Below are 23,840 nucleotides of genomic sequence, written 5' to 3'. Positions count from 1 at the left end.
TGCGCCCCGCCTGGCCGACCCCTGTGCGCCCCGCCTGGCCGACCCCTGTCCACACCGCCCCACCGACCCCTGCGCGCCCCGCCTGGCCGACCCCTGTCCACGCCTCCCAGCCGACCCCTGTCCATACCGCCCCACCGACCGCTGTCCGCCCCACCCGACCGACCGCCGCGCGCCCCACCCGGCCGACCCGTGCCTGCGCCGCCCCACCGATCTTTGCCTGCGCCGCACGGCCGATCCCTGCCTGCGCCGCCCCACCGATCCCTGCCTGCGCCGCACAGCCGGGCTCTGCTCGCGCCCTCGCCCCGACCTCCGTCCGCACCGTCGCGAAGGACTCCCGCCGATGACCACCGCCCTCGCGCCCGACGCGACCCGTCAGATCGTCCCGCCCGAGGACCGGTACGCCGTCGAGCTGGCCTTCCTCGCCGCCCATGACCCCGGTCCGCGGCCGACCGCCTGGCGGCTCACACCCCGGGCCGTCGTCACATTTGTCATGGGCAGCGGCGGCCGGGCGCTGCGGGTGCCCGATGAAGCGGAGGCACCGGACGGCGTGCCGCGCCGGCTGGAGATCAGCGGCAAGTTCGTCGGCGACCGCGCGCTGGTCGAGCGGTGTGTCGTCACGCTCGCCGGAGAGCGGGGCCTGCTGCTCGTCGGCGAGCCCGGCACCGCCAAGTCCATGCTCTCGGAGCTGCTGTCGGCCGCGGTGTGCGGCACCAGCGGGCTGGTCGTGCAGGGGACGGCCGGTACGACCGAGGATCAGCTCAAGTACGGCTGGAACTACGCCCTGTTGCTGGCGCAGGGGCCGAGCCGGCAAGCGCTCGTTCCGTCGCCCGTGCTCACCGCGATGACCCGGGGTGCGATCGCCCGGGTCGAGGAGGTCACCCGCTGTCTGCCCGAAGTGCAGGACTCCCTGGTGTCGTTGCTGTCGGAGCGGCGCATCGCCATACCCGAACTGGCGGGCGGAGCGGACGCGTTGGCGCACGCGGCGCCGGGTTTCAACCTCATCGCCACCGCCAACCTGCGGGACAAGGGTGTCTCGGAGATGTCGGCCGCGCTCAAGCGGCGCTTCAACTTCGAGACGGTGGGCCCCATTTCGGATCTCGACGCCGAGACGGCGCTGGTGCGCGGTCAAGCCAGGGCGTCGGTGGAACGGGCGGGCGCGCCCTTCCAGGTCGATGACGCCGTCCTGGAGGCCCTGGTCACCGTCTTCCGTGATCTGCGGGAGGGCCGGTCGGCGGAGGGCTGGGAGGTGGAGCGGCCGTCCACGGTGATGAGCACGGCGGAGGCGGTGTCCGTGGCGGGCGCGCTGGGGCTGGCCGCGGCGTACTTCCCGGGCGACCGGGACGTCCTCGGGCTGCTGCCCGGCCATCTCCTGGGTGTCGTACGCAAGGACGACCCGGCGGACGCGGCGCGGCTGCGCGGCTACTGGGACGGCCCGGTCCGGCGCCGCGCCGAACAGGGCTCGGCCACCTGGCGCACGCTGTGGGACCTGCGCACGGTCCTGGAGGGCTGACGGCCGTGTCCCCTGCCTCTCCACTCCACACGTCGGCCGCGACCGACCCCGGTGCCGCCGCAGGCCCTGCGGTTCCCGCCCCTACCGACGCGGGTTGCGCGGTCCTCGCCGATCCCGACGCGGGCTCCCCGGTCCCCGCCGGCTCCGACGCAGACTCCGCGGTCCTGGCCGATCCCGAAGCTGCCGTTGCGGCCCTGACCGGCCCGTCGGTGCCCTACCTCATCGGCGTACGGCACCATGCGCCCTCCCTCGCCGCTGCCGTACCGGCGCTGCTGGACGCGGCCGAGCCGGACGTGCTGCTGGTCGAGCTACCCGCCGAGATGCAGGACTGGCTGCCGTGGCTCGCCCACGAGGAGACCAGCGCCCCGGTCGCCCTCGCCGCCGCGCCCGAGGGTGGGGCGGGGGGCCCGGCGTTCTATCCCTTCGCCGACTTCTCGCCGGAGCTGGCCGCCGTGCGCTGGGCCGCGCGGCACGGGGTACCGGTGATCGCGTGCGATCTGCCGCTGGCGGACCGGGCGTGGGCGGGAGAGGCCGGCCCGGAGGGGGAGGCCGAGGCTCGGGAGCCGGCCGCGAAGGCAGGGGGGACGGGATCGCCCCAGGTCCCGGCCCCCGCCCCGGCCCCGGCCCCAGGGGACGAGGGGAAGCCGGGAACGGAGCGATCAGCCCAAGCCCCCGCGTGCGGGGTCGGCGGGGAAGTCAGGGTGGTGGCGCCATCGCCCCACGCCTCAGCACCAAAGTGCAGCGGGCAAGCAGGCGCAGGTCGGGAGACCGGAACGCCCACTGGTCCGGCGGCCCAGGAAGGCGAGGCCGGCACACCCGGCGCCCCGGCACCGCAGACGGCCCAGCAGCGCGGAACTCCCGGCGCCCAGCCGGGGAAAGCCGACGGGCAAGTCGAGGTTTCTGCCGTGGCCGGGCTCACCTCGGTGCTGCGTTCTCGACTCACCGGCCGCCCCGGTGACGATCTGTGGGACCGGCTGGTCGAGGCCGCCGCTCCCGGTTCGCCGCCGGAGGCGCTGCGGCGGGCCGCGCTGCTGACGGGCTGGGCGCTGCGGGAGGAGGCGGCGGCGTCGGGCGGGGTGCCGGAGCTGGATCTGCGGCGCGAGCGGTGGATGCGGTCGCAATTCGCCGCGGCCACGGCGAACGGCGAGCGAGCCGCGGTGCTCGTCGGCGCCTTTCACGCCCCGGCGTTCCTGACGCCGGCCGCCGACGACACCGCCGGCCCGGTGGCGTCCCCCGCTTCCGGGAAAGGCCAGGCCCCTGTCCCGGCCTGGACGACCTCCCTCATCCCTTACAGCTACGCCCTGCTCGACGAACGCTCCGGCTACCCGGCCGGCATCCGTGACCCGGAGTGGCAGCACATGGTGCTGGCCGCGGCCGGTGAACCGGCAGCGCTGGAGGACGCGTTGACGCGGGCCGCCGTGCGGGTGTGTGCCGAGCTGCGGGCGCTGGGCCATCCGTCCGGGCCCGCCGACGCACGGGAGATCACACGCCTGGCCGGTGATCTCGCCCGGCTGCGGGGGCTGCCCGCGGCGGGTCGGGGCGAGCTGGTCGAGGCGGTGCAGACGGTGCTCGCGCAGGGGGAGCCGTACGGGCGTGGGCGGGCCGTGGCCCGGGCGATGGAGAAGGTGCTCGTCGGGACGCGCACCGGCCGCCCGACCCCGGACGCGCCGCGCAGCGGGCTCGCCCCGGCGGTCGAGGCGGAACTCGCCGAGCTGGGGCTGCCGGGCCCGGCGGACTCGAGCCGGCGCGCCGCGCGGGACCTGCGTCTGGACCCGCTCCGCTCGGAGCTGGACCGCCGCCGTGAACTCCTGCTGCGGCGCCTTGCCGTGTGTGCGGTGCCGTACGGCGAGCCCAAGGCTGTCGTCGGCACGGGTGGCGCTGACGCACTCACCTCGCGCTGGGAGGTGCGCTGGACTCCGGCGACGGCGGCCATGCTGACCGCGGCCGGCGTGCGGGGGGTCACGCCGGCGCAGGCCGCCGAGGGTGTGCTGCGCGAACGCCTCCGCGCGGAGCGGGACGAGGGCGGCCCCACGGCGGCGCAGGCCCTGCGGGGGCTGGAACAGGCGGCGGAGTGCGGACTGCCCGGGCTCGCCGAGGAGCGGCTGGCCGGGACCGCCGAGGTGCTGCCGGCCTCCGGCACACTGCCGGAACTCCTCGCGGGGCTTGCTCTGTTGGACCGGCTGCGGGCGGGTCACATCGCCGGACTCGGCAGCGACGGGGAACGTACGGCGCGCGCGGCGGCCGTCGCCGAACTGCTGACCGCCGCCGCGGTGCGCCAGGTCGACGGGCTCACCGGCTCCGAGGACCCGGCCGACGCACACGCCCTGCTGGAACTCGCCCATCGCGCCGACGCGCTGGGCGGGATACGGCTCACCGACGCGCTCGCCCGGCTGGCGGCCGACGGTTCCCCGCTGATGCGGGGCGCCGCCGGAGCCGTACGCGTGCTGCTGGGGCAGGAGGAGGCCGGGGCGTTCGGTGATCGGGTGGCCTCCTGGGTGGACGGTGCCTGCGACGCCGGGTCCCGGGCGGTGCTCACCGCACGCCTGACGGGTCTCCTGAGTGCGGCCGGACCCCTGCTGGAGTCGGCGGCACCCGCGCTGGAACCTCTGCTGAACCGGATCGCGGAGCTGTCCGACCGGGACTTCGTCGACCGGCTTCCGGCGCTGCGCGGCGGCTTCGACACGCTCAGCCCGGCCGCCCGCGACCGGCTGCTGGCCGCTGTCGAACAGCGCCTGGACGGGGAGCGTCCGGACGACACCGGCGGCGTGGACCCCGCGGCTCTCGCCCTGTGGACCGGCGCCGACCTCGCGGCCCGCGAGACGCTGGCCGCCCTGGACCTCCTGCCACCTCACCGGCCCACCAGGGCAACCGTCGCGCCGAACGCCGACGGCACCGCGACCCCGGCGCCCCTCGACACCCCCGACGACGCCGCGTCCTCCGCCCCGGCCCACGGCACCGGCACGCCCGCCGTCTCCCCATCGGGCCGTCAGCATCAGCTCACCCCGGCCGACCGGTGGCGGCTGCTGCTGGGCCGCAGAAGTGGCCAACTGTCCGCCGCCGCCCGGCCCTTGGCCACCGCTTTGGACGAGTTGTACGGCAGTGGACGCGGTGAGGGGAGCCGTGGAGATCTCTCGGGCCCGGGTGGTGGGGCCGGTGGCGGTCGTGCGGCGCCGTATCCCGGGGTTCGGGAGTGGTCCGAGGAGCTGGCGGCCCTGTTCGGCCCCGGGATCCGGGAGGAGGTGCTGGCCGCGGCTGCCGCCGCCGGCCGCCGGGATGTGTTCCCGGAACTGGACCCGGACACCGTACGGCCCTCCGTCGACCTGCTGCGCTCGGTGCTGCGGCACGCCGGCGGCCTGCCGGAGGCTCGGCTGGCCGCGCTGCGCCCGCTGGTCCGGCGCCTGGTGGACGCGCTGACCCGGCAGTTGGCGACCCGGCTGCGCCCCGCGTTGCACGGCACCGCCCTGCCGCGCCCCAGCCGCCGCCCCGGCGGTGGCCTGGACCTGGCCCGCACCCTGCGGGCGAACCTGGCCACGGCTCGCCGCATGCCGGACGGCTCGGTGCGGGTCGTACCCGAGCGGCCGGTGTTCCGCAGTCGCGCCCGGCGCTCGGCCGACTGGCGGCTGATCCTGGTCACCGACGTGTCGGGGTCCATGGAGGCGTCCACGATCTGGGCGGCGCTCACGGCCTCGGTGCTGGCGGGGGTACCCACGCTGTCCACGCACTTCCTGGCGTTCTCCACCGAGGTGATCGACCTGACCGACCACGTCGAGGACCCGCTCTCCCTCCTGCTGGAGGTCAGGGTCGGCGGCGGCACCCACATCGCCGCCGGACTGCGGCACGCGCGCGAACTGGTCACGGTGCCCTCACGCACGCTGGTCGTGGTGGTCAGCGACTTCGAGGAGGGCTACCCGGTCGGCGGACTGCTCGCCGAGGTCCGCGCCCTGGTCGGCGCCGGCTGCCATGTGCTGGGCTGCGCGAGCCTCGACGACGCGGGCCGCCCCCGCTACTCGACCGGGGTGGCAGGGCAGTTGGTGTCAGCGGGCATGCCGGTGGCCGCTCTCAGTCCGCTCGAACTGGCCCGCTGGGTAGGGGAGAAGATCGCATGAGCCAGGATCTGCCGCCGGTCGCTCCGGCCGTGACCGCCGAACTCGTCGCGGCGCTCTCACCCCGGCTGCGCAAGCGACTCGACGCGGGCATCGCCAAGCTGGCGGACCGGCCGGCCGTCCGCGACGGCGACACGGTGCGCATCTTCGTCGACGACGACACCGATCTCGAACTGCACGCCCCGAACGGCACGGTGACCAGCCCGGACGCCATCCGCTGCGGCTGTCTGCTGGCCCCGGACTGCCTCCACCGCGCCGCGGCCGCCTCGGCGGCCCCGATCGCCGAGGACACCGGCTCCCCGGCACATGAGGGCAGTTCGGGAGAGCCGCCCGCCACCGGGGAGGCGGTGACCGGACCGGAAACGTCCGGCCGCGCGGAGGAGTTGGGCGAGCCGAAGGTGACCGGCGGCGCGAAGGACGTGGCCGAGCCGAAGGCGACCGGCCGCGCGAAGGAGGTGACGGAGCCGAAGGTGACCGGCGCCGCGCAGGAGGTGGTCCAGCCGGAAACCGCGGGCGTCGCAGAGGCGTTGGTCCAGGCGGAGACGGCCGGCGCCCGGCAGTGCTCCGCCGCCCGCGCGCTCCGCTCGGCCGCGGCCGCCGTACTCGAGGCCGGTACGGACGGGGCGGGCGCGGTGCTCCAGGCGGAGTTGCTGCGGGCCGCGCACACGGCACGGCTCGCGGGCCTGCACCGGGCCGCCGCCTCGGCCGTCTCCGTGGTCACCGCGCTGCGCGCGGCCCGCGCGGCCGACCCCTCCTACCGCCTGGCGGACCTGGCCGCCGGCCTGCGTGACGTCCTGTCCGTGGCCCACCGCGTCCCGCACGCCACCGGCGCGGAACTGGCCGCGCTGCGCGGCACCGCACGGCAGCCGTACCGCCCGGACGGCTCGCTGCGGCTGTACGGCCTCTTCTCCGAGCCGGTGCTCACCGCGAGCGGCTACGCGGGCGCCGTCACCTGGACCGCCGACGCCGACGGCCGGCTGTACCAGGTGTCCGATGTGGCTCCGGGCGGTGCCGGGAGGGCGGTGGGCGCGGCCGACCGTGCGGTCCGGCTCGGCGATACGGCCCTGACCCACCGGGAGCTGTCCCGTGCGGGACTCGCGGTGTCGGGGGCCACCGTGTCCCCCACCGGGCGGCTCGGGGCGGGCGCCGGAGTGCGGGCGGTCGGGGCGTCGGGTGCCGGCTGGCGCGAGGAGCCGCTGGACCGGCTCTGGACGGCCCCGGTGGCCGAGCAGCTCACCCGCGCGCTGAACGGCGGCCACGACCTGCTGTTCCTGGAGGTCACCCTGCTCGGTACGGCCGCGGAGGCGGCGGGTGACTGTCTGCTCGCCGGATGCGAGGACGTCGTACTGCGGCTGACCACCGCCCACGACCATCCAGCCCTTCCCCACCGGGACAACCTGCGGCTGCTGGCCGCCGCCCGGGGCGCCAGACTCCGGATCGTCGCCCGGCTCACCCCGGCCCCGCACCCACGGGCCCGGCTCCTGGCCACCGAGCATCCGGCGCTGTCCGGCACGCGGGTCGACATGGGCCTGGACCGGCTCCAGCGCGCCGACCTGCCCGCCGCACCGGCGGCCGCGGTGCGGACGGCACCGAGCGCCGAGGAGGCTCCCGTCCATCTGCTGGGCCGACGCGTCCAGCAAGCGGTCTCGGGCGGCAGACGTGTGCTGTCCTTCCCCGGTGACACGGGCGCCGACGCCCGCCGACTGCACCGGTCCGGGCTGGCGACCGCGGGCGCCCTACTGGAGGAACTGCACGCGGCCGCGGCGGAGCGCTCCCGTGACGTCTTCGGCCGCCTCCTCCCGGCCGACCCGGAACGCTTCGCCCGCGCATGGCTGGCGGCCGCCCGCTACACCGAGGAGGTCGATCGCGCGCTCTGCGTCGCGGCCTGGTCGGGATGACGGGAGCGGCCCGGTCGGGGGGAGGGAGGCGCAGGGCTACGACACCGGACGGGCCGCCGTTCCCCCGTGCCGGCGGCCCGTCGGGCACAGGTCCGCGCAGGCCGGTGCCGCAGGGTTGAAGTGTGCGGCAGCCGGGGGCCGCGGGGGTATGCGTACAAGTACGTACGGGGGCGGGGCGGACGGGCCGCGACGCAAACCGAGACCAAGAGCAGGCGGAGAGGAACAGGTGGGGCTGGACAGAGCCTACGAACGTATGACGGCGGTCGCCGTGGCGGCGCTGCACGAACGGGAACCCGCGCGCCTGTGGCCGATGCTCGCCGACGCCCTGGTGGACCTGTGCGGTGGCGAGGCGGCCATCCACAAACCGGACGACTGGACCGAGCGCGCGGGCACGATCGGCGCGGCGCCGGGCGCTGCCGCGGCCGAGCTGCAGCGGCTCGGGGAAGCGGATCTGGCCCTGCTCCGCGCGGGCTTTCCCTCGCCCACCACTACGCGAGCAGCACCGACCGCAGGCCGGTCACCGCCCAGCGGGTGGCGGGCCGCGGCTGGCCGGACAGCCCGACGGCGCGTCTGCTCGGCGAGACCCTGGACGTGGACCACGTGCTGGGCGTGCCGCTCCCCGAAAGCACCGCCCCGGTCACCGGGTGCCTCGTCTACCGCGCCGGTAGGGACTTCACCGACGACCATCTCGCCATGGCGGAGCGCGCTCAGCCGCTGCTCGCGGCCGTCGAGCGGCAGCGGCGGCTGCTGCAGGAGTGGCGGCGCGCCCTCGGCCCGGCCGGGGCACCGGACGAGCGGGCGGCGGACTGCGCGCTGACGCCGCGCGAGACGACTGTCCTGCTGCTGCTCACCGACGCGCTCACCGCCGACGCCATCGGCCGCCGCCTCGGCATCTCGGTCCGCACGGTGCACAAGCACGTCGAGAACATCTACCGCAAGCTGGGCACGCGCGACCGCCTGGGCACCGTGCTGCGGGCCCAGCAACTCGGTCTGGTGCCGTCGCCCGGCCCACCCTGAGCCTGGGCTCGCCCGTCGTGATTGGTTACGGTGGACCGGTCCGCCGGAGCCGAGCCGTCCTGAAGGGTTGTCAGCCAACTTGTCACGTGATAAGGCGACGCGAACAGCGAACAGCGAACAGCGAACAGCGAACAGCGAACAGCGAACAGCGAACAGCGAACAGCCTGACAGCTGAAAGCTTTCTGCGAGTTCCGGTAGGCCCCGACGCCCACCGCTGGCGCACCTTCCCCGCCCAGCGGACGCTCGTCGTCGCCGCGCGTACCGTCACGTCCACCGTACGCGTGCTCGAGGTGCTGCCCGCGCTGTTGCGCGACGACCCACGGGTGAGCGTCGTCTTCGCCCACGACCCCACCTCCGCGTTCGCCGCCGGGGTGCGGGATCTCCTCCAGGCGTCCGGATGCCGGGTCATGCCGTGGGAGCAGCTGGCGTGGATCCGCGCCGATCTCATCGTCACGGCCAGCGAGAACGTGGACATACCGGAGGGCGACTGCCCGGTACTCGTGCTGCCGCACGGGGTTGGCTTCCAAAAGCGCGTCCCGGACGCGCGCGGGCCGCACGACCGGCTGTCCGGCCTGGTCCCCGACGCCCTGCTGGAGTCCGGCCGCGCCTGGCTCGCCGTCTCGCACCCCGACCAGGAACAACAGCTCCTCGCAGCCCACCCCAAGACCGCGGGCCGCACCCTGCTGCTGGGCGACCCCTGCTACGACGAGCTGCTCACCGCCCGCGCCCGCAGGGACGCGTACCGGCAGGCCCTCGGTGTCGCGGGGGGCCGGCGGCTCGTCGTCGTCAGCTCCACCTGGGGACCCACCTCCCTGCTCGGCCGGCACCCCGATCTGCCGGTCCGCCTGCTGGGCGCGCTCCCCCACGACGTCTACCGGGTCGCGGCCGTCGTCCACCCCAACGTCTGGTCGGCACACGGGTCCTGGCAGATCCGCGCGCTCCAGGCCTCGGCGCTCGACGGGGGCCTGATGCTGATGCCGCCCCTGCACGCCTGGCGGCCTGCCCTCGTCGCGGCGGACGTGGTGATCGGCGACCACGGCTCGGTGACCCTGTACGGTGCCGCCCTCGGTCACCCGGTGCTGCTCGGTGCGTTCGGCGCCGACGCGGTTCCGGGGACGGCGGCGCACGATCTGGCCGCCGCGGCCCCGCGGCTGGATCCGGGCGGTGATCTGGCGGCTCAGGTCGAGGACGTCGTACGCGACCACACCCCCGAGCGGTACGCCCATGTGGCGCGGCGGGCGTTCGCCGACTCGGGCCAGGCTCTGGCGCGGCTCCGCACAGCCGTCTACGAGCTGCTGGATCTTCCCGAACCCGCCTCGGCTCCCCCGCCGGACCTGCTGCTTCCCGCGCCGGAAGAGGCCGCCGAGCCCGTCACCTCATGGCTGGTCGTCACCGAGGTGGGCGAGGAGACGGCCGGTCCGGTCGTGTCGGTGCGACGGTATCCGGCCGAGGCGCGGGCGTACGCGCACGGAGGACCGGAGGCCGAGGAGGACGGCCCGGGCGCATCGCCGCACCGCTTCGCCCATCTCGCCTGCTCGGAGGCGGAACGCGACCGCCGGCTGCTGGAGAGTGCCTCGGTGATCGAGCGGACCGACCGCGCCGGATCGGCTGCCGAGGCGCTGCGCTGGATCCGGGACACCCTGGCGCGGCTGCCCGGCAGTCTGCTGGCGGCCTGCGCGGTGCGGGGCGGTGGCCATCTGGTGGGGCTGCGGGACGGCCGGGTGGTCGAGGCGGCGGTGACCGGGCCGGCGACGTCTCCCGGGCTCGCGGCGGCGGTCGTCTACGCCCGGCTGCGGCAAGGTCTTCCGCCGGGCGAGGCGCAGCTGACGCTGCGGATCGCCGGGGTGCGGGACGAGGACGTCGTAGTGTGCCCGCGCCCCGCGGCTCCGTTCGTCAGCTGAGGTCCCCCAGCCGCCGGCGCACGTCGTCCGCGCGCCGGTTGCCGTTCGCCTCGTGGATCTCGAGGGCGCGGGTCAGCCACTCGCGCACCCGGTCCAGGTGGCGGCCCGTCCGCTCGGCGAGGTCGGCGAGGTCCTCCCGCGCATCGGCCTCATAGCTGTACGCGCGCCGCTGCTTGAGCGTGTCGGCCGCCGTTTCCAGGGCGTGGAAGGCCTCGTCGAACTCGTCGCGGTGGGCGTGGGCCCGGCCGAGGGCGAGGAGGGCGCGAGCCGCCATCCGCGCGTCGGGTTCGGGAAGGTTCAGCAGGTCCGCGCGTGCCTGGCCGAGCAGGGTGAGGGCCTGCTCGTGCTCCCCCTCGGCGTCCAGCGCCGAGCCCAGGAAGAGCAGGGCCAGGGCCTCGCCGCGCCGGTCCTGGGCGCGGCGGTTGAGGTCGAGGCAGTAGCGGTACGTCTCCACCGCCCGGGCCGGTTCGAAGAGGTCGAGGTGACGGCCGTAGAACTCCTGGACGGAGGCGCGCAGCAGCAGCCGGTCGGTGGGCTCGGCGAGGGCGATGGCCCGCTCCAGTTCGGTGCGGGCGCGACCGTGTTCGCCGAGGTCCGTGAGCGGGCGCGAGAGCAGGCTGCGCAAACGTGCCTCGCCGGCCAGGGCCTGGGTCGCGATGTCGGCGGGGGTGGCCGGATCGGCGGCGAGCGTGGCGGCGGCCTCGCTGCCCAGGCTCAGGGACTCCTTCCAGGCGCCGAGGTAGCGGTGGTGCAGGAACAGCACGGTGAACGCCTCGGCCAGGGGCCAGGCCAGGGCGTACAGGCGGTGGCGTACGGCCGCGCGCAGGACGGCGAGGATCGCGGTGCACTCGGTGTCGAGCCAGGTCAGCGGGGTGGGGCCGGCGGGGGCGGAGAAGGGGTCGGTGGCCCCTTCCAGCAGCTCGGTCAGATCGGCGACGCGCAGCCGGTCCGCGCGCTGCGCCCGGTCGGCGAAGGCGGCGAGGACGAGGTAGTGCCGGGTCACCCGCTCGATGAGGGCGGTCTCCTCGGCGGGCCGCTCCTCCGCCTCGGCGCGCTCGCGGGCGTAGAGGCGGACGAGGTCGTGGACGCGGTAGCGGCCGTCCCGGTCGAGCTCCAGCAGGCTCGCGGCGGCCAGTTCGCGCAGCAGGCGCCTGGCCGTGCGCCGGTCGACGCCCGTGGCGGCGGCCGCGACCGACTCGTCGAACAGTCCGGTGGGCAGCCAGCCCAGCAGCCGGAACATCCGGGCCGGTCCGGGCGCCAGCAGCCGGTAGGACGGGCCGAGGACGGCCGAGAGCGAGTAGCCGCCGCCGGGCAGCGAGATGCCCTCCAGCCGCTCGGCCTCGTCCTCCAGCTCCTGGGCCAGATACGCCAGGCTCGGCGCGTCACCGGTGGCCAGCCGGGTCGCCACGATGCGCAGGGCCACGGGCAGTCCGCCACACAGCTCCACGAGGCGCTCGGCCGCGGCGGGTTCGGCCGCGACCGCGCCCTCTCGGCACTGGTCGGTCAGCAGCTTCAGGCCGCCCTCCGCGTCGAGGGGTTTCAGGTCGACGAGCTGGGCCCCGTTCTGCGCGACGAGCTCGCCGAGCTTGTGGTGGCTGGTGACCATGACGCTGCTGCCGCGGCCCGCGGGGATCAGCGCGCGCACCTGGGCGGCCATGGTCACGTTGTCGATGAGGACGAGCATGCGCCGGTCGCGGGAGTGGAACTCGTACTGCCGCTTCAGCTCCTCGAACTGTTCGGAGACGTGTGCGTCGCTGCCCAGCAGCGCCCGCAGGATCGAGGCGAGTGCCTGGGAGGTCATGGCGTGGCCCATGGCGGCGCCCACGGCGGACTCGTCGCGCAGGGCGGCGTAGTCGACGTAGAAGAGGCCGTCGGGGAAGTGCTCGCGCATCTCCTGCGCCCATCGGCAGGCGAGCGCCGTCTTGCCGACCCCCGGCAGCCCGGCGAGGACGGCCAGCCTCACCTCGTCGGGCCCGCCGCACAGGGCATCCATCTGGCCGAGTTCGACGACCCGGTTGCTGAACGTGCCGGTCAGGGCGGGGAGATGGTCGGGCTGGACGCCGGGCGACACCGGTGCGGTCGCACGGACGTCGAACCCGATGTCGTACGACGTCCCGGGCAGCAGCTCGGCCAGGAGGCGCCGCAACTCCCCGGCCGCCTCGGGGTCGTCCTCGAGGATGCGGAGCAGGCGCCGCTCCCAGTCGGCGGCGACGCGGTCGGCCGCGCTCTCCTCGTCGCCGCTGTCCCGTGCCGCCGCCAACTCCGCACGCGAGGTGTCCAGTTCGTCGTCCGCTCCGCGCCCGGAGAGCCAGCCGGTGAACCGTCGGCTCCCCTGCTTCATCCTCAGCCAGGCGTCCGCGACCATGAGCCCGACGAGAGCCGTGGCCCCTTGCGCGGCGAGCGTCCCCAACTCGGCTTCCACCAAGCCCCCTTACGTCGTCCAGCGGCACCGGGACAGGAGGACCCCACGGTAGAAGGATCTTCGCCGGATTCCCAGTCGGCACCACGGGAGCGGCCCCGGCTTCCGCATGGCCTTCGGGTGATCGAGGATCCCGTCGTGATCCCCGCCCGTCCTCGTCGGACACCCAGGAGCACGCCCTACTTGGGTGCCTGGAAGCTACTTGGGTGCCTGGAAGCCGCCGATCTCCGGCTCGAGGAGTTCGGCCAGCCGCAGCGGGGTGCGGTCCTCGAACATCGGACCTATGAGCTGCACTCCCACCGGCAGACCCTCCGGGGACCTGCCCGCTGGGATGGCGGTGGCGGGTAGGCCGGGCATGGTGGCCACACCGGCCCAGACCAGTTGGTCGAAGTACGGGTACTCGGCGCCGTCGATGTCGATCCGGCGTTCCAGCGGATCGGGGTTGTGGTCGTGCGGGAACGCGGGAGTGGGCGTGATGGGACACACCACGGCGTCGAACTCGGCGAAGAGCTGCCGCCAGCCGTGGCGGTGCAGCTCGCGACGGCTGTTCGCCTCGATCCAGTCGCGGTGGCTGAGCACCACGCCGCGCAGCCGCGCCGCATCGAGACTCCGGTCGTCTGCGCTCAGTCCGGCGGCGAGGGTCCGCAGCTGCTCGTACGCTTCGACGGGAAAACGCGCAGCGGAGTTCGCAACCAGCAACTGCATGTAGAGCTCCGCGGCTTCGGTCGGATCGGGCAGCAGCGGACTGTGCCGTTCGACGCGGGCACCGCCGTCGGCAAGCGCGTCGGCCACCCGGTTCACGCCCGCCCGCACAGCGGACCCGGTCGGAATGAGCGGATGCTGGTCGAGGACGAGGACCCGGAAGTCGCCGAGCCGCTCGTGGCGCGCGGGCGGCAGCGTCAAGTCGTACGCCATACCGAGCGTCAGCGGGTCGGGTCCGGCCATGACGTCGAGCAGGAGCGTGAGGTCGCGGGCGGTGCGCGCCATCGGACCGACGACGGCGAGGTCGAGGTCGACCGGCAATGCCGGCGCGGGCGGCGGGACCATACCGCGGTTCGCCGCCAGCCCGAGTGTCGGCTTGTGTGCGTAGACACCGCAGAAATGTGCGGGGGTGCGCAACGAACCGCCGATGTCGGAACCGATGGACAGCGCGCCGAATCCGGACGCCAGGGCCGCCGCTGATCCGCCGGAGGATCCACCCGCCGTGCGGCCGTGATCCCACGGGTTGTTGGTGGTGCCGTAGATCTCGTTGAAGCTCTGGATATCCTGCAGCCCCAAGGGCACATTGGTCTTACCGAGCACCACCGCGCCTGCGGCCTTGAGTCGCGACACCTGTACCGCGTCCTCGGCCTGCATGTAGTCCCGGTGTTGCGGCATGCCCCAGGTCGTGGGCAGCCCGGCGATGTTGTAGGACTCCTTGACCGTCACCGGAATGCCGAGCAGCGGCCGGTCCTCACCGCGGGCGCGCGCCTGGTCGGCATCGCGCGCGGCGGTCCGTGCACGGTCGAAGTCCGGTACACAGATGGCGTTGATCGCCTTGTCGTCCCGCTCGATACGGGCGATCGCCTCGTCGGTCAGTTCCGCCGAGGTCACTTCACCGGCACGCAGAGCGGCCGCGAGTCTCTCGGCTGCCTGAAAGCTCCACTCCATGAATCAGACCGTACTGGCCCCTGGAACAGGTCATGAAATGCCGCTTCGCACAAGGGGGTAGATGGCTCCACGGCATCATGTTCGTTTCCGGCCATAGTTATTCGCCCGACCGCCGGCGTTGGCGACGCACGGCGGGACCGGTGCGGAACGAGGCTCCGCCGGGGCGGAAGTGCCCGCTCGACGAACGCGGCGTCATCGGCCGGCTCGGGGCGCATGATCTTGACCCCTGCCTGCTGTTCCTCGGCATCCCGGCCCAGGTACACGCCCCCCACCCGCCGGGGCCGTGCCGTACCGGAGCGCTAGCTCGCGGCGCGGCACGCGCAACGGGTGTCTCGGATACGAATGCTACCGGGCGCACCGTGTCTGACCAGGCAATATGCCTGACTTCCTCGGGGAGCCAGGTGGCGTCGGCGGGGCCGGTGCTCATCACCGGCTCCGCCCCCTTCCTGACTCCCCCACGGCCTGACGCGGCGTTCAGTACTGCTCGGTCTCCATGAAACCCGTGTTCCCGTTGTCGTCCGCGTCGAAGGCTGCGGCGGTCGGGTCGAATCCGGGCGGGCTGTCCTTCAGGGCCAGGCCCATGCCGGCCAGCTTCGCCTTGACCTCGTCGATGGACTTCGCACCGAAGTTACGGATGTCCAGGAGGTCGGCCTCGGAGCGCGCCAGGAGCTCACCCACGGAGTGGACGCCCTCACGCTTGAGGCAGTTGTAGGAGCGGACCGTGAGCTCCAGCTCCTCGATCGGCAGCGCGAGGTCGGCAGCAAGGGCGGCGTCCGTCGGGGACGGGCCCATGTCGATGCCCTCGGCGTCGATGTTCAGCTCGCGAGCCAGACCGAACAGCTCGACCAGGGTCTTACCGGCCGACGCCATGGCATCCCGCGGACGCATGGCCTGCTTGGTCTCGACGTCGACGATCAGCTTGTCGAAGTCGGTGCGCTGCTCGACACGCGTGGCCTCGACCTTGTACGTGACCTTCAGAACCGGCGAGTAGATCGAGTCGACCGGGATACGGCCGATCTCCTGGCCCACCTGCTTGTTCTGCACGGCGGAGACATAACCGCGGCCACGCTCGACCGTCAGCTCCATCTCCAGCTTGCCCTTGCCGTTGAGCGTGGCGAGGACCAGGTCGGGGTTGTGCACCTCGACACCGGCCGGGGGCGCGATGTCGGCGGCGGTGACCAGACCCGGGCCCTGCTTGCGCAGGTACATCACGACCGGCTCGTCGTGCTCCGAGGAGACGACCAGCTGCTTGATGTTGAGGATCAGGTCGGTGACGTCCTCCTTGACGCCCGGCACGGTGGTGAACTCGTGCAGCACGCCATCGACGCGGATGCTGGTGACAGCAGCGCCGGGGATCGACGACAGGAGGGTACGGCGCAGGGAGTTGCCGAGGGTGTAGCCGAAGCCCGGCTCCAGCGGCTCGATCACGAACCGGGAGCGGAACTCGTCGACGACCTCTTCGGTCAATGACGGACGCTGAGCAATCAGCACGAGGTATTGCCTCCAGTGTGTGGCGCCCGCTATGTGACGCCGTAGACACCACGAAGAGTACGGGCGGTTCAGCCTCCCATGAAGTCGAACCGCCCGACTCCGTCCGTCTGCCGACCGGTCGGCAGACACGGTGCATACTGGAGTGGAGTCCAACGTTCAACTACTCCCGTCCCGGAGAGCCGACCACCAGAGCGGTTCGTAGGCGCATACTGGGGGCAATGACAAAGCCTGCTGCACCGAAGCGCCACTTGCCCACCAGCCCCTTCAAGGCCCCCGTCACGCCCGCTCCCAAGCACTTCGCCGTGGGCGACCAGGTCACACACGACGTGTACGGCCTCGGCCGAGTGATCGGCATCGAGGATGGAATCGCGGCCCTCGTCGATTTCGGCTCGGCACAAATGCGGATCTTGAGCCCGTACGCCAAGATGACCAAGCTCTAGGACCGAAAGGGAGACCTCTCATCGATCTGACGTCACTGTTCTCCGCCCTGGAAGGGCAACCGCGCCGTTCCGCAGCAGCATCGCCGCCTCCGACGACCAACCCCTTCCAGGCCCCGGACTTCGGGGAAGAGGAAACCTTCCTGCTCGAGGAGGCACAGGAGCCCGCCTCGGGCACGCGTGCGGCGCGATCCAAGGCGGCCTAGCTCCCACGTTCGGATGGTGTCCAGCCGGGTCCATGCGCCGAGCCCATCCCGTTGGCAAGCCACCCGCGAACGCAGGTCGACGCCCTGCACACCCGGCACCCCACCAACGCAGCTGGAAAGCGTGTTGCCCCTGAACCGCCCCCGGGCCGTCCAAGGCCAGCCAACACCAACCAACAACGCCAGAAGCCCACGGCATCCGAGCAGTTCAGAGCCGTGGGCTTCTTCAGTTGCTCCTTACGGGCGCGCGGCCCGGACAACGTCCAGCCGGTGATCCCCGAGAGGCACGGCGGGCCGGCCGGCTCGATCCGCACCCTTTTCCTCGGCGTGACGCCAACCACTGTCGCCCATCGCGTCGGACAGCTTGCCGATCGCGGCGCACGTCCTGGCTGACGGTAAATCAGGCAAGACCTGCGGAACCGCCTCTGAGGGCCCTGTTTCAGCGGTGTGTGCTGTGTCACGTAATCCAAGGGCCGCCTAAGTTGCCCACATCACAGCAGAAATGCCCCTTTAGCGTCCATGCTCAAAACGGACACAGCCCCCGAAGTGGGACTGAATGGCAATCTCCTGGTCGCGAAGTCCAAAGTGACCCATGACACAGCATTCGCGACATTCCTGCCTGTTTCCCCGGAAAGGTGCCCCATTATGGCCGCTTACCTCTGTCCTCCTGCCGTGATACACGGCGAACACGCAGTGGAGACCAGCCAGATCGCGGCGGAGGTGCGCGACCGGCATCCGCACGCGGCGTGGGCGCCAAGGATCGATGGAATCGCGGCCAGCACGGGCATCGAGACACGCGGGTGGATGCTGCCGCTGGAGGCCGCCGTCGCGCCCGGCAATGGCGGCGGCCTGCGAGCTGTGGGCATCGGGTCGGCCCAAGAGGCGTTGGCACGCGACGGGTTCACCCAGCAGGACGTGGACCGCGTGATCGCCGCGCTCGAGGCGATACCCGGGCCGCAGACCGTCCAGGAGCGCACCGCGCCGGCCTGGGAGGCCGTGCAGTCCTACGGGGAGCGTGCGGCGCGCGGGGCCCTGCAGATCGCCGGGCTGGACGCCGCGGACATCGACTGCCTGATCACCAGTCACTCCACCACTCCGGCGCTGCCGGGTCTGGACATCGCCCTGGCCAACAAGCTTCCGCTCCGCAACGACGTGATGCTGCTGCCGGCCACGCAGTGGGCCTGTATCGCGGGGACCCGCTCCCTGGCGCTGGCGGCGGATCTCGTGGCCGCGGACCCCGACCGGGTGGTCCTGGTCGTGATCGCCGAGGCGCTGAGCACGACCTACCAGCCCGCGGACGACACGCTCGAGTCCCTGATCGTCCGGTTGCTGTTTGCGGACACCGCGGTCGCCGCGGTGGTCACGGGCCGCCCGAGGCGCGAGTCGGTGCTGCGGCTGGACGCCGCCTGGCACCACACCCTGCCCGGCACCCAAGACCTGCACCGCCTGGATACGCGGGCGGACGGCACCCACTTCGTGATGGACCGGGGCGGGCCACGCGCCGTCCAGGAGACGGTCACCGCGATGTGGGAGTGGCTGCGCGTCCGTTACCAGGACCACCCCGACTCCTGGCACCCCGACGTGCTGCTCGCGCACCCTGGCGGGACCCGCGTGCTGGAGTACATGGAGCAGACGATGCCCGACGCGTGGCCGTCGGGGCTGCTGGACTACAGCCGGGACAGCTACACCAGCGGCAACCGCGGGGGCGCCGCCGTGTTCGACATCATGCGGCGGGCGCACGACGCCGGGCAGAAGCCGGGCAGTCGCGCCGTCCTGTACGCGGCGGCACCGGGCCTCACCGCCACCGCCCTGGAAGGCGAGTGGCTGTAGTACGAGCCCGCGCCACCGCTGAGGGTACCGACCGTACCGTCGGTGGCGTCGGTGACGCAGGGTGACGCGTACGCCGCCCGTACCCTCGCCGCGCTCCCATACGTCGGCCGCGCCCCCGCCCCGCAGCCGCGTCACCTCGTAACTTCCGCCCAGACCACCTTGCCGGTGTCCGTCCACCGCACCCCCCAGCGGGTGGTGATCCTGTGCACGACGTGCAGGCCACGACCGCCGTCGTCGAGGAGGCCGCCCCGGCTCAGACGTGGCCTGCCGTTGCCGGTGTCGCCCACCTCGCACAGCAGGCCGTGACCGGCTCTGATCAGCCGTACCGTGATGGGACCGGTGGCGAAGCGCACCGCGTTCGTGACCAGCTCGCTGACCAGCAGCAGCACGTTGTCCCGGGTGTCGTCCCTGGTGTGCCATCGCCGCAGCAGCTCGGAGACCTGCGCGCGGGCCCGGGCGGGGGCGTCGTCGCGGGCGGGCAGCCGCCAGGTCGCGGTGTCCCCCTTGCGGTAGCCGATCATCCGCGCGAGCAGGAGGGTCACGTCGTCGCGCTGGCGCACAGGTGCCAGCGCGGAGACGACGTGCCGTGCGGCCTGCTGCAGGGCGTCCCAGGGGTGCACCCTGGACACGGCGTCCGCCAGCCTGCCGATGCCCTCGTCGATCGACTCTGCCGGATCCTCCACCAGGCCGTCGGTGTAGAGGGCGAGGAGGGAGCCTGGGGGTGCGCCGAACGTGTGCACGTCGAACGGCTCCCGCAGCGCGAACTCGGCGCCCAGGCCGGGGTGAGGGCGGACCGCGAGCGGGCCCGCGTGCCCGTCCGGGGAGACCAGGACCGGGGGGAGGTGACCGGCGCTGGACAGCGCCACATGCTGGCTGACCGGGTCATAGAGGGCGATGCAGCAGGTCGACCCGAGGGCGCTGTAGCCGGCCGCCAGCCCGGACTCCGCGTCGTCGAGCAGCGTCACGGTTTCGTCCAGGTGCTCCAGTACCTCGTCGGGCGCGAGCCCCGCGGACAGCAGCGCGCGGGCCTCCATGCTCAGCTGGCCCATGGTTGCCGCGGCTCCCAGGCCGTGCCCGACGACGTCACCGACCACCAGCGCGGTACGGCCGTCCGGCAGCGGAAAGCTGTTCACCCAGTCGCCGCCGACGCCCGCGCTGTCGGGCGTGGCGGGCTGGTAGACGCTGGCGATCTCGATGGTGTCGCCGCCGGTCCGGGGCAGCAGCCGGCGCTGCAGCGCCAGCACCTGTGTGTGCTCGCGCTGGTGCTGACGGGCCAGGTCGACGTGATGGGCGGTCCTGGCAACCAGTTCCTGCAGGTCGAACAGCTCGCTGTCGAGGAAGGGGCAGTCCGCGCGCCGCCAGACCTCCGCCACGCCCAGCACGACGGGCGGCACGCCGTCCAGGACCAGCGGTATACACGCCACACCCGCCGACCGGTCGCCGGGGACCAGGGCACGCATCAGGCGCGGATTGCCGAGTACCCGCTCGACCGCCTCCCGGTCGGGTATGACGATGGCCTGCGGGGCGTCGTCGCGTCGTACCGCCTGCGCCAGCAGGCGACTCGCGTCGCCGGGAAGATCGTCGCCCGGAGTCACGTAGCCCTCGGGCCACGCCCGGTCCGGCACCAGGGCCGCCCGCCGCAGGCGGATGCGCCCCTGCCCCTGCCCGGTGACGCCCTCGCCCGTCCACACGGCAAAGTCGAGGTCGACGGCGGCCACGTCTCCCCAGGCCAGCAGGGACTGCGCCAGCGACTGCGCGGTGTCGCCGATGTCCAGCGAGGTGCCGATCGCGGTCTCGGCGGCGTACAGGTGCAGCCTCCTGGCCATGGCGATCACGGAGACGGTCAGGCCCTCCTGAGGCACCGCGGCGGGCAGGATGCTCATCGAGACCACCAGCTCCGACCCGTCGCCGCGCCGCAGGCGCTGGATCCGGGCGACGTGCGCCTCACCGGTCTCCAGGACCTGCCGCAACCGCCGTGTGACCGTCGGTACGTCCCCGGGGGGCAGGAAATCGACGAAGGAGCTCCCGGCCACCGCGTCCAGACCCTCGAATACCGGGGCGTCCAGATTGCAGCGGGTGATCCTCAGGTCCCTGTCCAGGTTGACCACGCCGAGAATCTGATCCTGACGGCCGGCTGCCGGGTTGTCGGGTACGCATTGGCGGGTGGTCCGGTCGCCCTGCGCGTCGGCGGGACCGGCGGCCGCTGCCGCTCCGCCGCGCGGGATGCACCGCCCCAGGGCGCTGCTGACCAGGTCGAACGCTGAAGGGGACGAGGGGGAGGGTGTGGAGTCCATGCGGCTCTCTCGGCAATCCCCGGCGCGGCGCCGGGGCCGTACTCGAACCCGTGCGACGGGGCCCCGAGATCCCTGACCGCACACCTCATTGAATAACACCGGGGGTCGCTTCGCCCACACCGGTGAATCACGCGGTGAATGCGGGCAGTGAGGGAATACCGCGGCCGGTTGGGCCGTGCTCACGGCATGGGCGCCACCTTCGCCGGTGCTGCCCGGGCACCGATCACCGCCGTGGTCATCCTCTTCGAGCTGACCGGCGAGCACTCGACGGAGGACACGGGAGGCGGGGGGCCGTTCCGCGCCCCGCCGCGGAGAGGGGCGGCCTCTCGCCTCAGCGCACGGGAAAGCCAAACGTGTACCCCTGGCTCTTCAGCCGGGGCAGCAGCACGGCGAGCGCCGCGACGGTCTGGGAGCGGTCGCCGCCGCCGTCGTGGAACAGGACGGTCGGGCCGCCTCGCAGTTCGCGCTCGGTGGTGTTCAGGATCGTCTGCGTGCCGGGCCGCTGGTAGTCCTCGGTGTCGACGTTCCAGCCGAGCGGGCGCATCCCCATCGAGGCGGCGATCTGCCGGCTGTAGGGGGTGAAGGCGCCGCCTGGCGCACGGTAGTACAGCGGCTTCACGCCGCCGGATGCCCGCTCGATCATCTGGGCCGCTCCGGCGATCTCGGAGTGCTGGAAGGAGCGGGACTTGTGATCCATCGTCGTGTCGTGGTGGACGCTGTGGTCGCACAACCGGTGTCCCTCGGCGACGACCTGCCGCACCACGGCGGGATGTTCGGCCGCCTTCGTCCCGATCATGCAGAAGACAGCCTTGACTCCGTTGTCCCTGAGCACCTTCAGGACGCGCGGTGTCCACACCGGATCAGGGCCGTCGTCGATGGTGATGTTGACGGCGCGCGGGCCCTTGTCCGAGGCGTGGGCGAGGTCCATGCTCACGACGGGCGCGGGCAGTCTCGGGTCGGGCACGGAGGTCTGGGCCGGGCTCGGCTGCGGCGAGGGGTGGTGGTCTGGCGATGCGGGCGAGGCCGTCGCCCGCGCCCGGCCGTCGGGGCGGCTCCCGGCCGCGCCGCCCGTGCTGGTACCGCTCACTGCCCCCAGCACCGAGGCTCCCACCACGGTGGCGACTGCTGCCGCCACCGCCACCCAGCCCATCCCACCCCGCCGCACCCCGCGCCGCATCAAGCCCCCTGGCCCTCTCATGTTCTTGCGGTCCTCGCACAGGGCAAGACGGGTAAAACCGCGTGCGGGATCCGCCAGTTACGAACTCGGTACTGGCACGAGCATCAGCCCAGGAAGCTCAGCCGGACTTGGCGGTTGGGATTGTCTTTGTTCGCGTCCGCCAAACTCCGTTGAGACAACCCCGATGAGAGCCGTCCGTTCGACGGTCGGCAGGATGCCAAGCGGTCTGCGATGGCCATCTCCGGACCGTAGTCGCGGGAGCGAGCGGCCGCGCTTGCCGCGTCGGCGCCGACTGGCCGCCGGATTGGGGAAGATCAGACCCTCATCCTCTCGTACGTCCCCAGGTCCGGGTGTGCGGCGCCGTTCCCCGCCCGGCCGTAGGCGGGGAGGTAGGCCACCTCGGAGGGTCCGCCGCCTCGGCGCGCCTTCTCGAGCCTCTCGCTGTAAGGCGCAGGCTCCTACACCGTCGAGCCCATCACTGAGGGTGGCTGGGCGTGGTGGGGAAGGTAGCTGACGCCGCGAGGAAGGCGTCGTTCTCCGCGGGAGAGCCGATCGAGACGCGGACTCCCTCGCCCGCGAACGGGCGAATCGCCACTCCCCTCGCCGCGCAGTGACCGGCGAAGGCGAGAGCCTGGTCGCCGAGCTGGAGCCAGAGAAAGTTGGCGCTGCTGGGGGTGACACGCCAGCCCTGTTCGGTCAGGGTGTGGTGGACTCGCTCGCGTTCCTTGACCGTGGTCTCCACGCGGTCCATCAGGGCCTCCTCCGAGCGGAGAGCGGCGATCGCAGCGGCCTGCGCGACGCCGTTCACGCTGAAGGGCAGGAAGGCCTTGCGAAGGGCTTCGACCACGGTGGGGTGTCCAACCACGAAGCCGATCCTGAGCCCGGCCAGGCCATATGCCTTGGAGAAGGTGCGGAGGACCACCACGTTGGGGCGCCCGGGCCGGAGAGTGAGGCCGTCGGGGGTGTCGTCGTCGCGCACGTACTCGATGTATGCCTCGTCGATGACCACCAGGCAATCGGCGGGGACCCGGTCGAGGAATGTCTCCATGTCGGATCGGGAAATCACCGTTCCCGTGGGGTTGTTGGGGTTGCAGATGAAGATGAGCCGCGTCCGGTCGGTGATCGCGGCGGCCATCGCGTCGAGGTCGTGAGCCCCGTCCTTGAGCGGGACCTCGACCGGCGTGGCACCGGAGAGCCTGGTCAAGATCGGGTAGGCCTCGAACGAGCGCCAGGCGTAGAGGACCTCCCCGCCGGGCTCCGCGACCGCCTCCAGAAGCATCTGGGAGACACCGACAGAGCCACAGCCGACGGCGATGGTGTCCTCGGGCACGGCGAAGCGTGCGGATATCTCGGAGATCAGGTCCGCGCAGCTGTTGTCCGGGTAGCGGTTGATGCCCAGCGCTGCCTCTTGGATCGCCTGCACCACCGCGGGGATCGGCTCGTACGGGGATTCGTTGGCGGACAGTGGGAAGGTATGCCCCTCGGGTGAGCGTACGGACTTGCCCTGCTTGTAGCTCACGAGCTTGTCGAGCGCGGCACGGATACGGGGCAACTGCTCGGCGGCGTCGGAAGGTACGGAAGCGGGGGGAGTAGACATGCTTGTTCTCCTCTTTGGCTGCCGACCTCATTGCGGAGCGGTACGTCCGGGTCGGTGGCCAGGGTGAGTTCCAGCGGGGTGACGTCGGCGATGAGACGGCGCGCTCGACGCCCCGCCACCCCGCCAGCGGAACCAGCGGAACCAGCGGGATGAATTCACCACCTCATGAACCGGCGATCACCGCTGATGAATCGAGGGCCCACTATTCCGCAGTGGAAGCTTCTTGTGTCGCTTCTCGAATGGAGCGGTTGCTGAGTGCGGGCAGGCTGGCCAGGGCGACGAGGATCATCAGGAGGCCGCCTGTGATGAATGG

General features: G+C 72.9%; 13 protein-coding genes and 2 pseudogenes. 8 read left to right on the top strand and 7 right to left on the bottom strand.

Annotated features, from left to right (window positions below; genetic code table 11):
• The first annotated feature begins 340 nt into the window (after window positions 1-340).
• From ACWC0C_RS37185 to ACWC0C_RS37165, 5 genes are all read left to right on the top strand, one after another.
• Window positions 341-1,510 (top strand): AAA family ATPase, encoded by a 1,170-nt coding sequence (locus ACWC0C_RS37185; RefSeq protein ID WP_450868728.1) that lies wholly within the window; start codon window positions 341-343, stop codon window positions 1,508-1,510.
• Between the two features lie 164 nt (window positions 1,511-1,674).
• Complete coding sequence (locus ACWC0C_RS37180; protein WP_450868802.1) at window positions 1,675-5,616, top strand: DUF5682 family protein; 3,942 nt, start codon at window positions 1,675-1,677, stop codon at window positions 5,614-5,616.
• Window positions 5,613-7,511, top strand: coding sequence for a hypothetical protein (locus ACWC0C_RS37175; RefSeq protein WP_450868726.1), 1,899 nt, complete (start codon window positions 5,613-5,615; stop codon window positions 7,509-7,511). The genes ACWC0C_RS37180 and ACWC0C_RS37175 overlap by 4 nt, the downstream gene beginning before the upstream one ends.
• A gap of 531 nt (window positions 7,512-8,042) precedes the next feature.
• Window positions 8,043-8,528 carry a response regulator transcription factor gene (locus ACWC0C_RS37170; protein ID WP_450868725.1) on the top strand — a complete coding sequence of 162 codons (486 nt, stop codon included), beginning with the start codon at window positions 8,043-8,045 and terminating at the stop codon, window positions 8,526-8,528.
• A 281-nt stretch (window positions 8,529-8,809) separates the two neighbouring features.
• On the top strand, window positions 8,810-10,429 hold the full coding sequence (locus ACWC0C_RS37165) for a hypothetical protein (protein ID WP_450868724.1): 1,620 nt from the start codon (window positions 8,810-8,812) through the stop codon (window positions 10,427-10,429).
• Here the strand turns inward: ACWC0C_RS37165 and ACWC0C_RS37160 are convergent.
• From ACWC0C_RS37160 to ACWC0C_RS37150, 3 genes are all read right to left on the bottom strand, one after another.
• Window positions 10,422-12,851, bottom strand: coding sequence for an NB-ARC domain-containing protein (locus tag ACWC0C_RS37160; RefSeq protein WP_450868722.1), 2,430 nt, complete (start codon window positions 12,849-12,851; stop codon window positions 10,422-10,424). The two genes, ACWC0C_RS37165 and ACWC0C_RS37160, sit on opposite strands and share 8 nt — an antisense overlap.
• A gap of 195 nt (window positions 12,852-13,046) precedes the next feature.
• Window positions 13,047-14,498, bottom strand: a complete 1,452-nt coding sequence (locus tag ACWC0C_RS37155) for an amidase (protein ID WP_450868720.1) — start codon at window positions 14,496-14,498, stop codon at window positions 13,047-13,049.
• 474 nt (window positions 14,499-14,972) lie between these two features.
• Window positions 14,973-15,989, bottom strand: a complete 1,017-nt coding sequence (locus ACWC0C_RS37150; RefSeq protein WP_450868718.1) for a DNA-directed RNA polymerase subunit alpha — start codon at window positions 15,987-15,989, stop codon at window positions 14,973-14,975.
• Window positions 15,990-16,207: 218 nt separating this feature from the next.
• On the opposite strand from ACWC0C_RS37150, the gene ACWC0C_RS37145 reads away from it, so the two are divergent.
• Complete coding sequence (locus ACWC0C_RS37145) at window positions 16,208-16,429, top strand: hypothetical protein (RefSeq protein WP_067316111.1); 222 nt, start codon at window positions 16,208-16,210, stop codon at window positions 16,427-16,429.
• An 845-nt stretch (window positions 16,430-17,274) separates the two neighbouring features.
• On the top strand, window positions 17,275-18,459 hold the full coding sequence (locus tag ACWC0C_RS37140; RefSeq protein WP_450868716.1) for a type III polyketide synthase: 1,185 nt from the start codon (window positions 17,275-17,277) through the stop codon (window positions 18,457-18,459).
• Window positions 18,460-18,590: 131 nt separating this feature from the next.
• On the opposite strand, the gene ACWC0C_RS37135 is transcribed toward ACWC0C_RS37140, so the two are convergent.
• The gene (locus ACWC0C_RS37135) at window positions 18,591-20,753 is read right to left on the bottom strand and encodes a SpoIIE family protein phosphatase (protein ID WP_450868715.1); all 2,163 of its coding nucleotides are present in this window, start codon (window positions 20,751-20,753) and stop codon (window positions 18,591-18,593) included.
• Between the two features lie 183 nt (window positions 20,754-20,936).
• Here ACWC0C_RS37135 and ACWC0C_RS37130 point away from each other — a divergent pair.
• Window positions 20,937-21,020 (top strand): annotated as a pseudogene (locus ACWC0C_RS37130) (chloride channel protein); the annotation flags it as partial.
• Window positions 21,021-21,084: 64 nt separating this feature from the next.
• Here the strand turns inward: ACWC0C_RS37130 and ACWC0C_RS37125 are convergent.
• The 3 genes and pseudogenes from ACWC0C_RS37125 to hisC all read right to left on the bottom strand — a co-directional run bounded on the left by ACWC0C_RS37125 (window position 21,085) and on the right by hisC (window position 23,527).
• Window positions 21,085-21,951: a polysaccharide deacetylase family protein gene (locus ACWC0C_RS37125; protein WP_450868713.1), complete on the bottom strand. Its 867-nt coding sequence runs from the start codon at window positions 21,949-21,951 to the stop codon at window positions 21,085-21,087.
• Between the two features lie 83 nt (window positions 21,952-22,034).
• Window positions 22,035-22,127, bottom strand: a pseudogene (locus ACWC0C_RS37120) (YjbQ family protein); the annotation flags it as partial.
• A gap of 278 nt (window positions 22,128-22,405) precedes the next feature.
• Window positions 22,406-23,527, bottom strand: a complete 1,122-nt coding sequence (hisC, locus tag ACWC0C_RS37115; protein WP_450868711.1) for a histidinol-phosphate transaminase — start codon at window positions 23,525-23,527, stop codon at window positions 22,406-22,408.
• Between the last annotated feature and the right edge of the window lie 313 nt (window positions 23,528-23,840).

This window comes from Streptomyces sp. NPDC001709, assembly GCF_053596375.1.
Note: the sequence above shows the minus strand (reverse complement) of the source record. Positions and strands in the feature narration are given on the sequence as shown.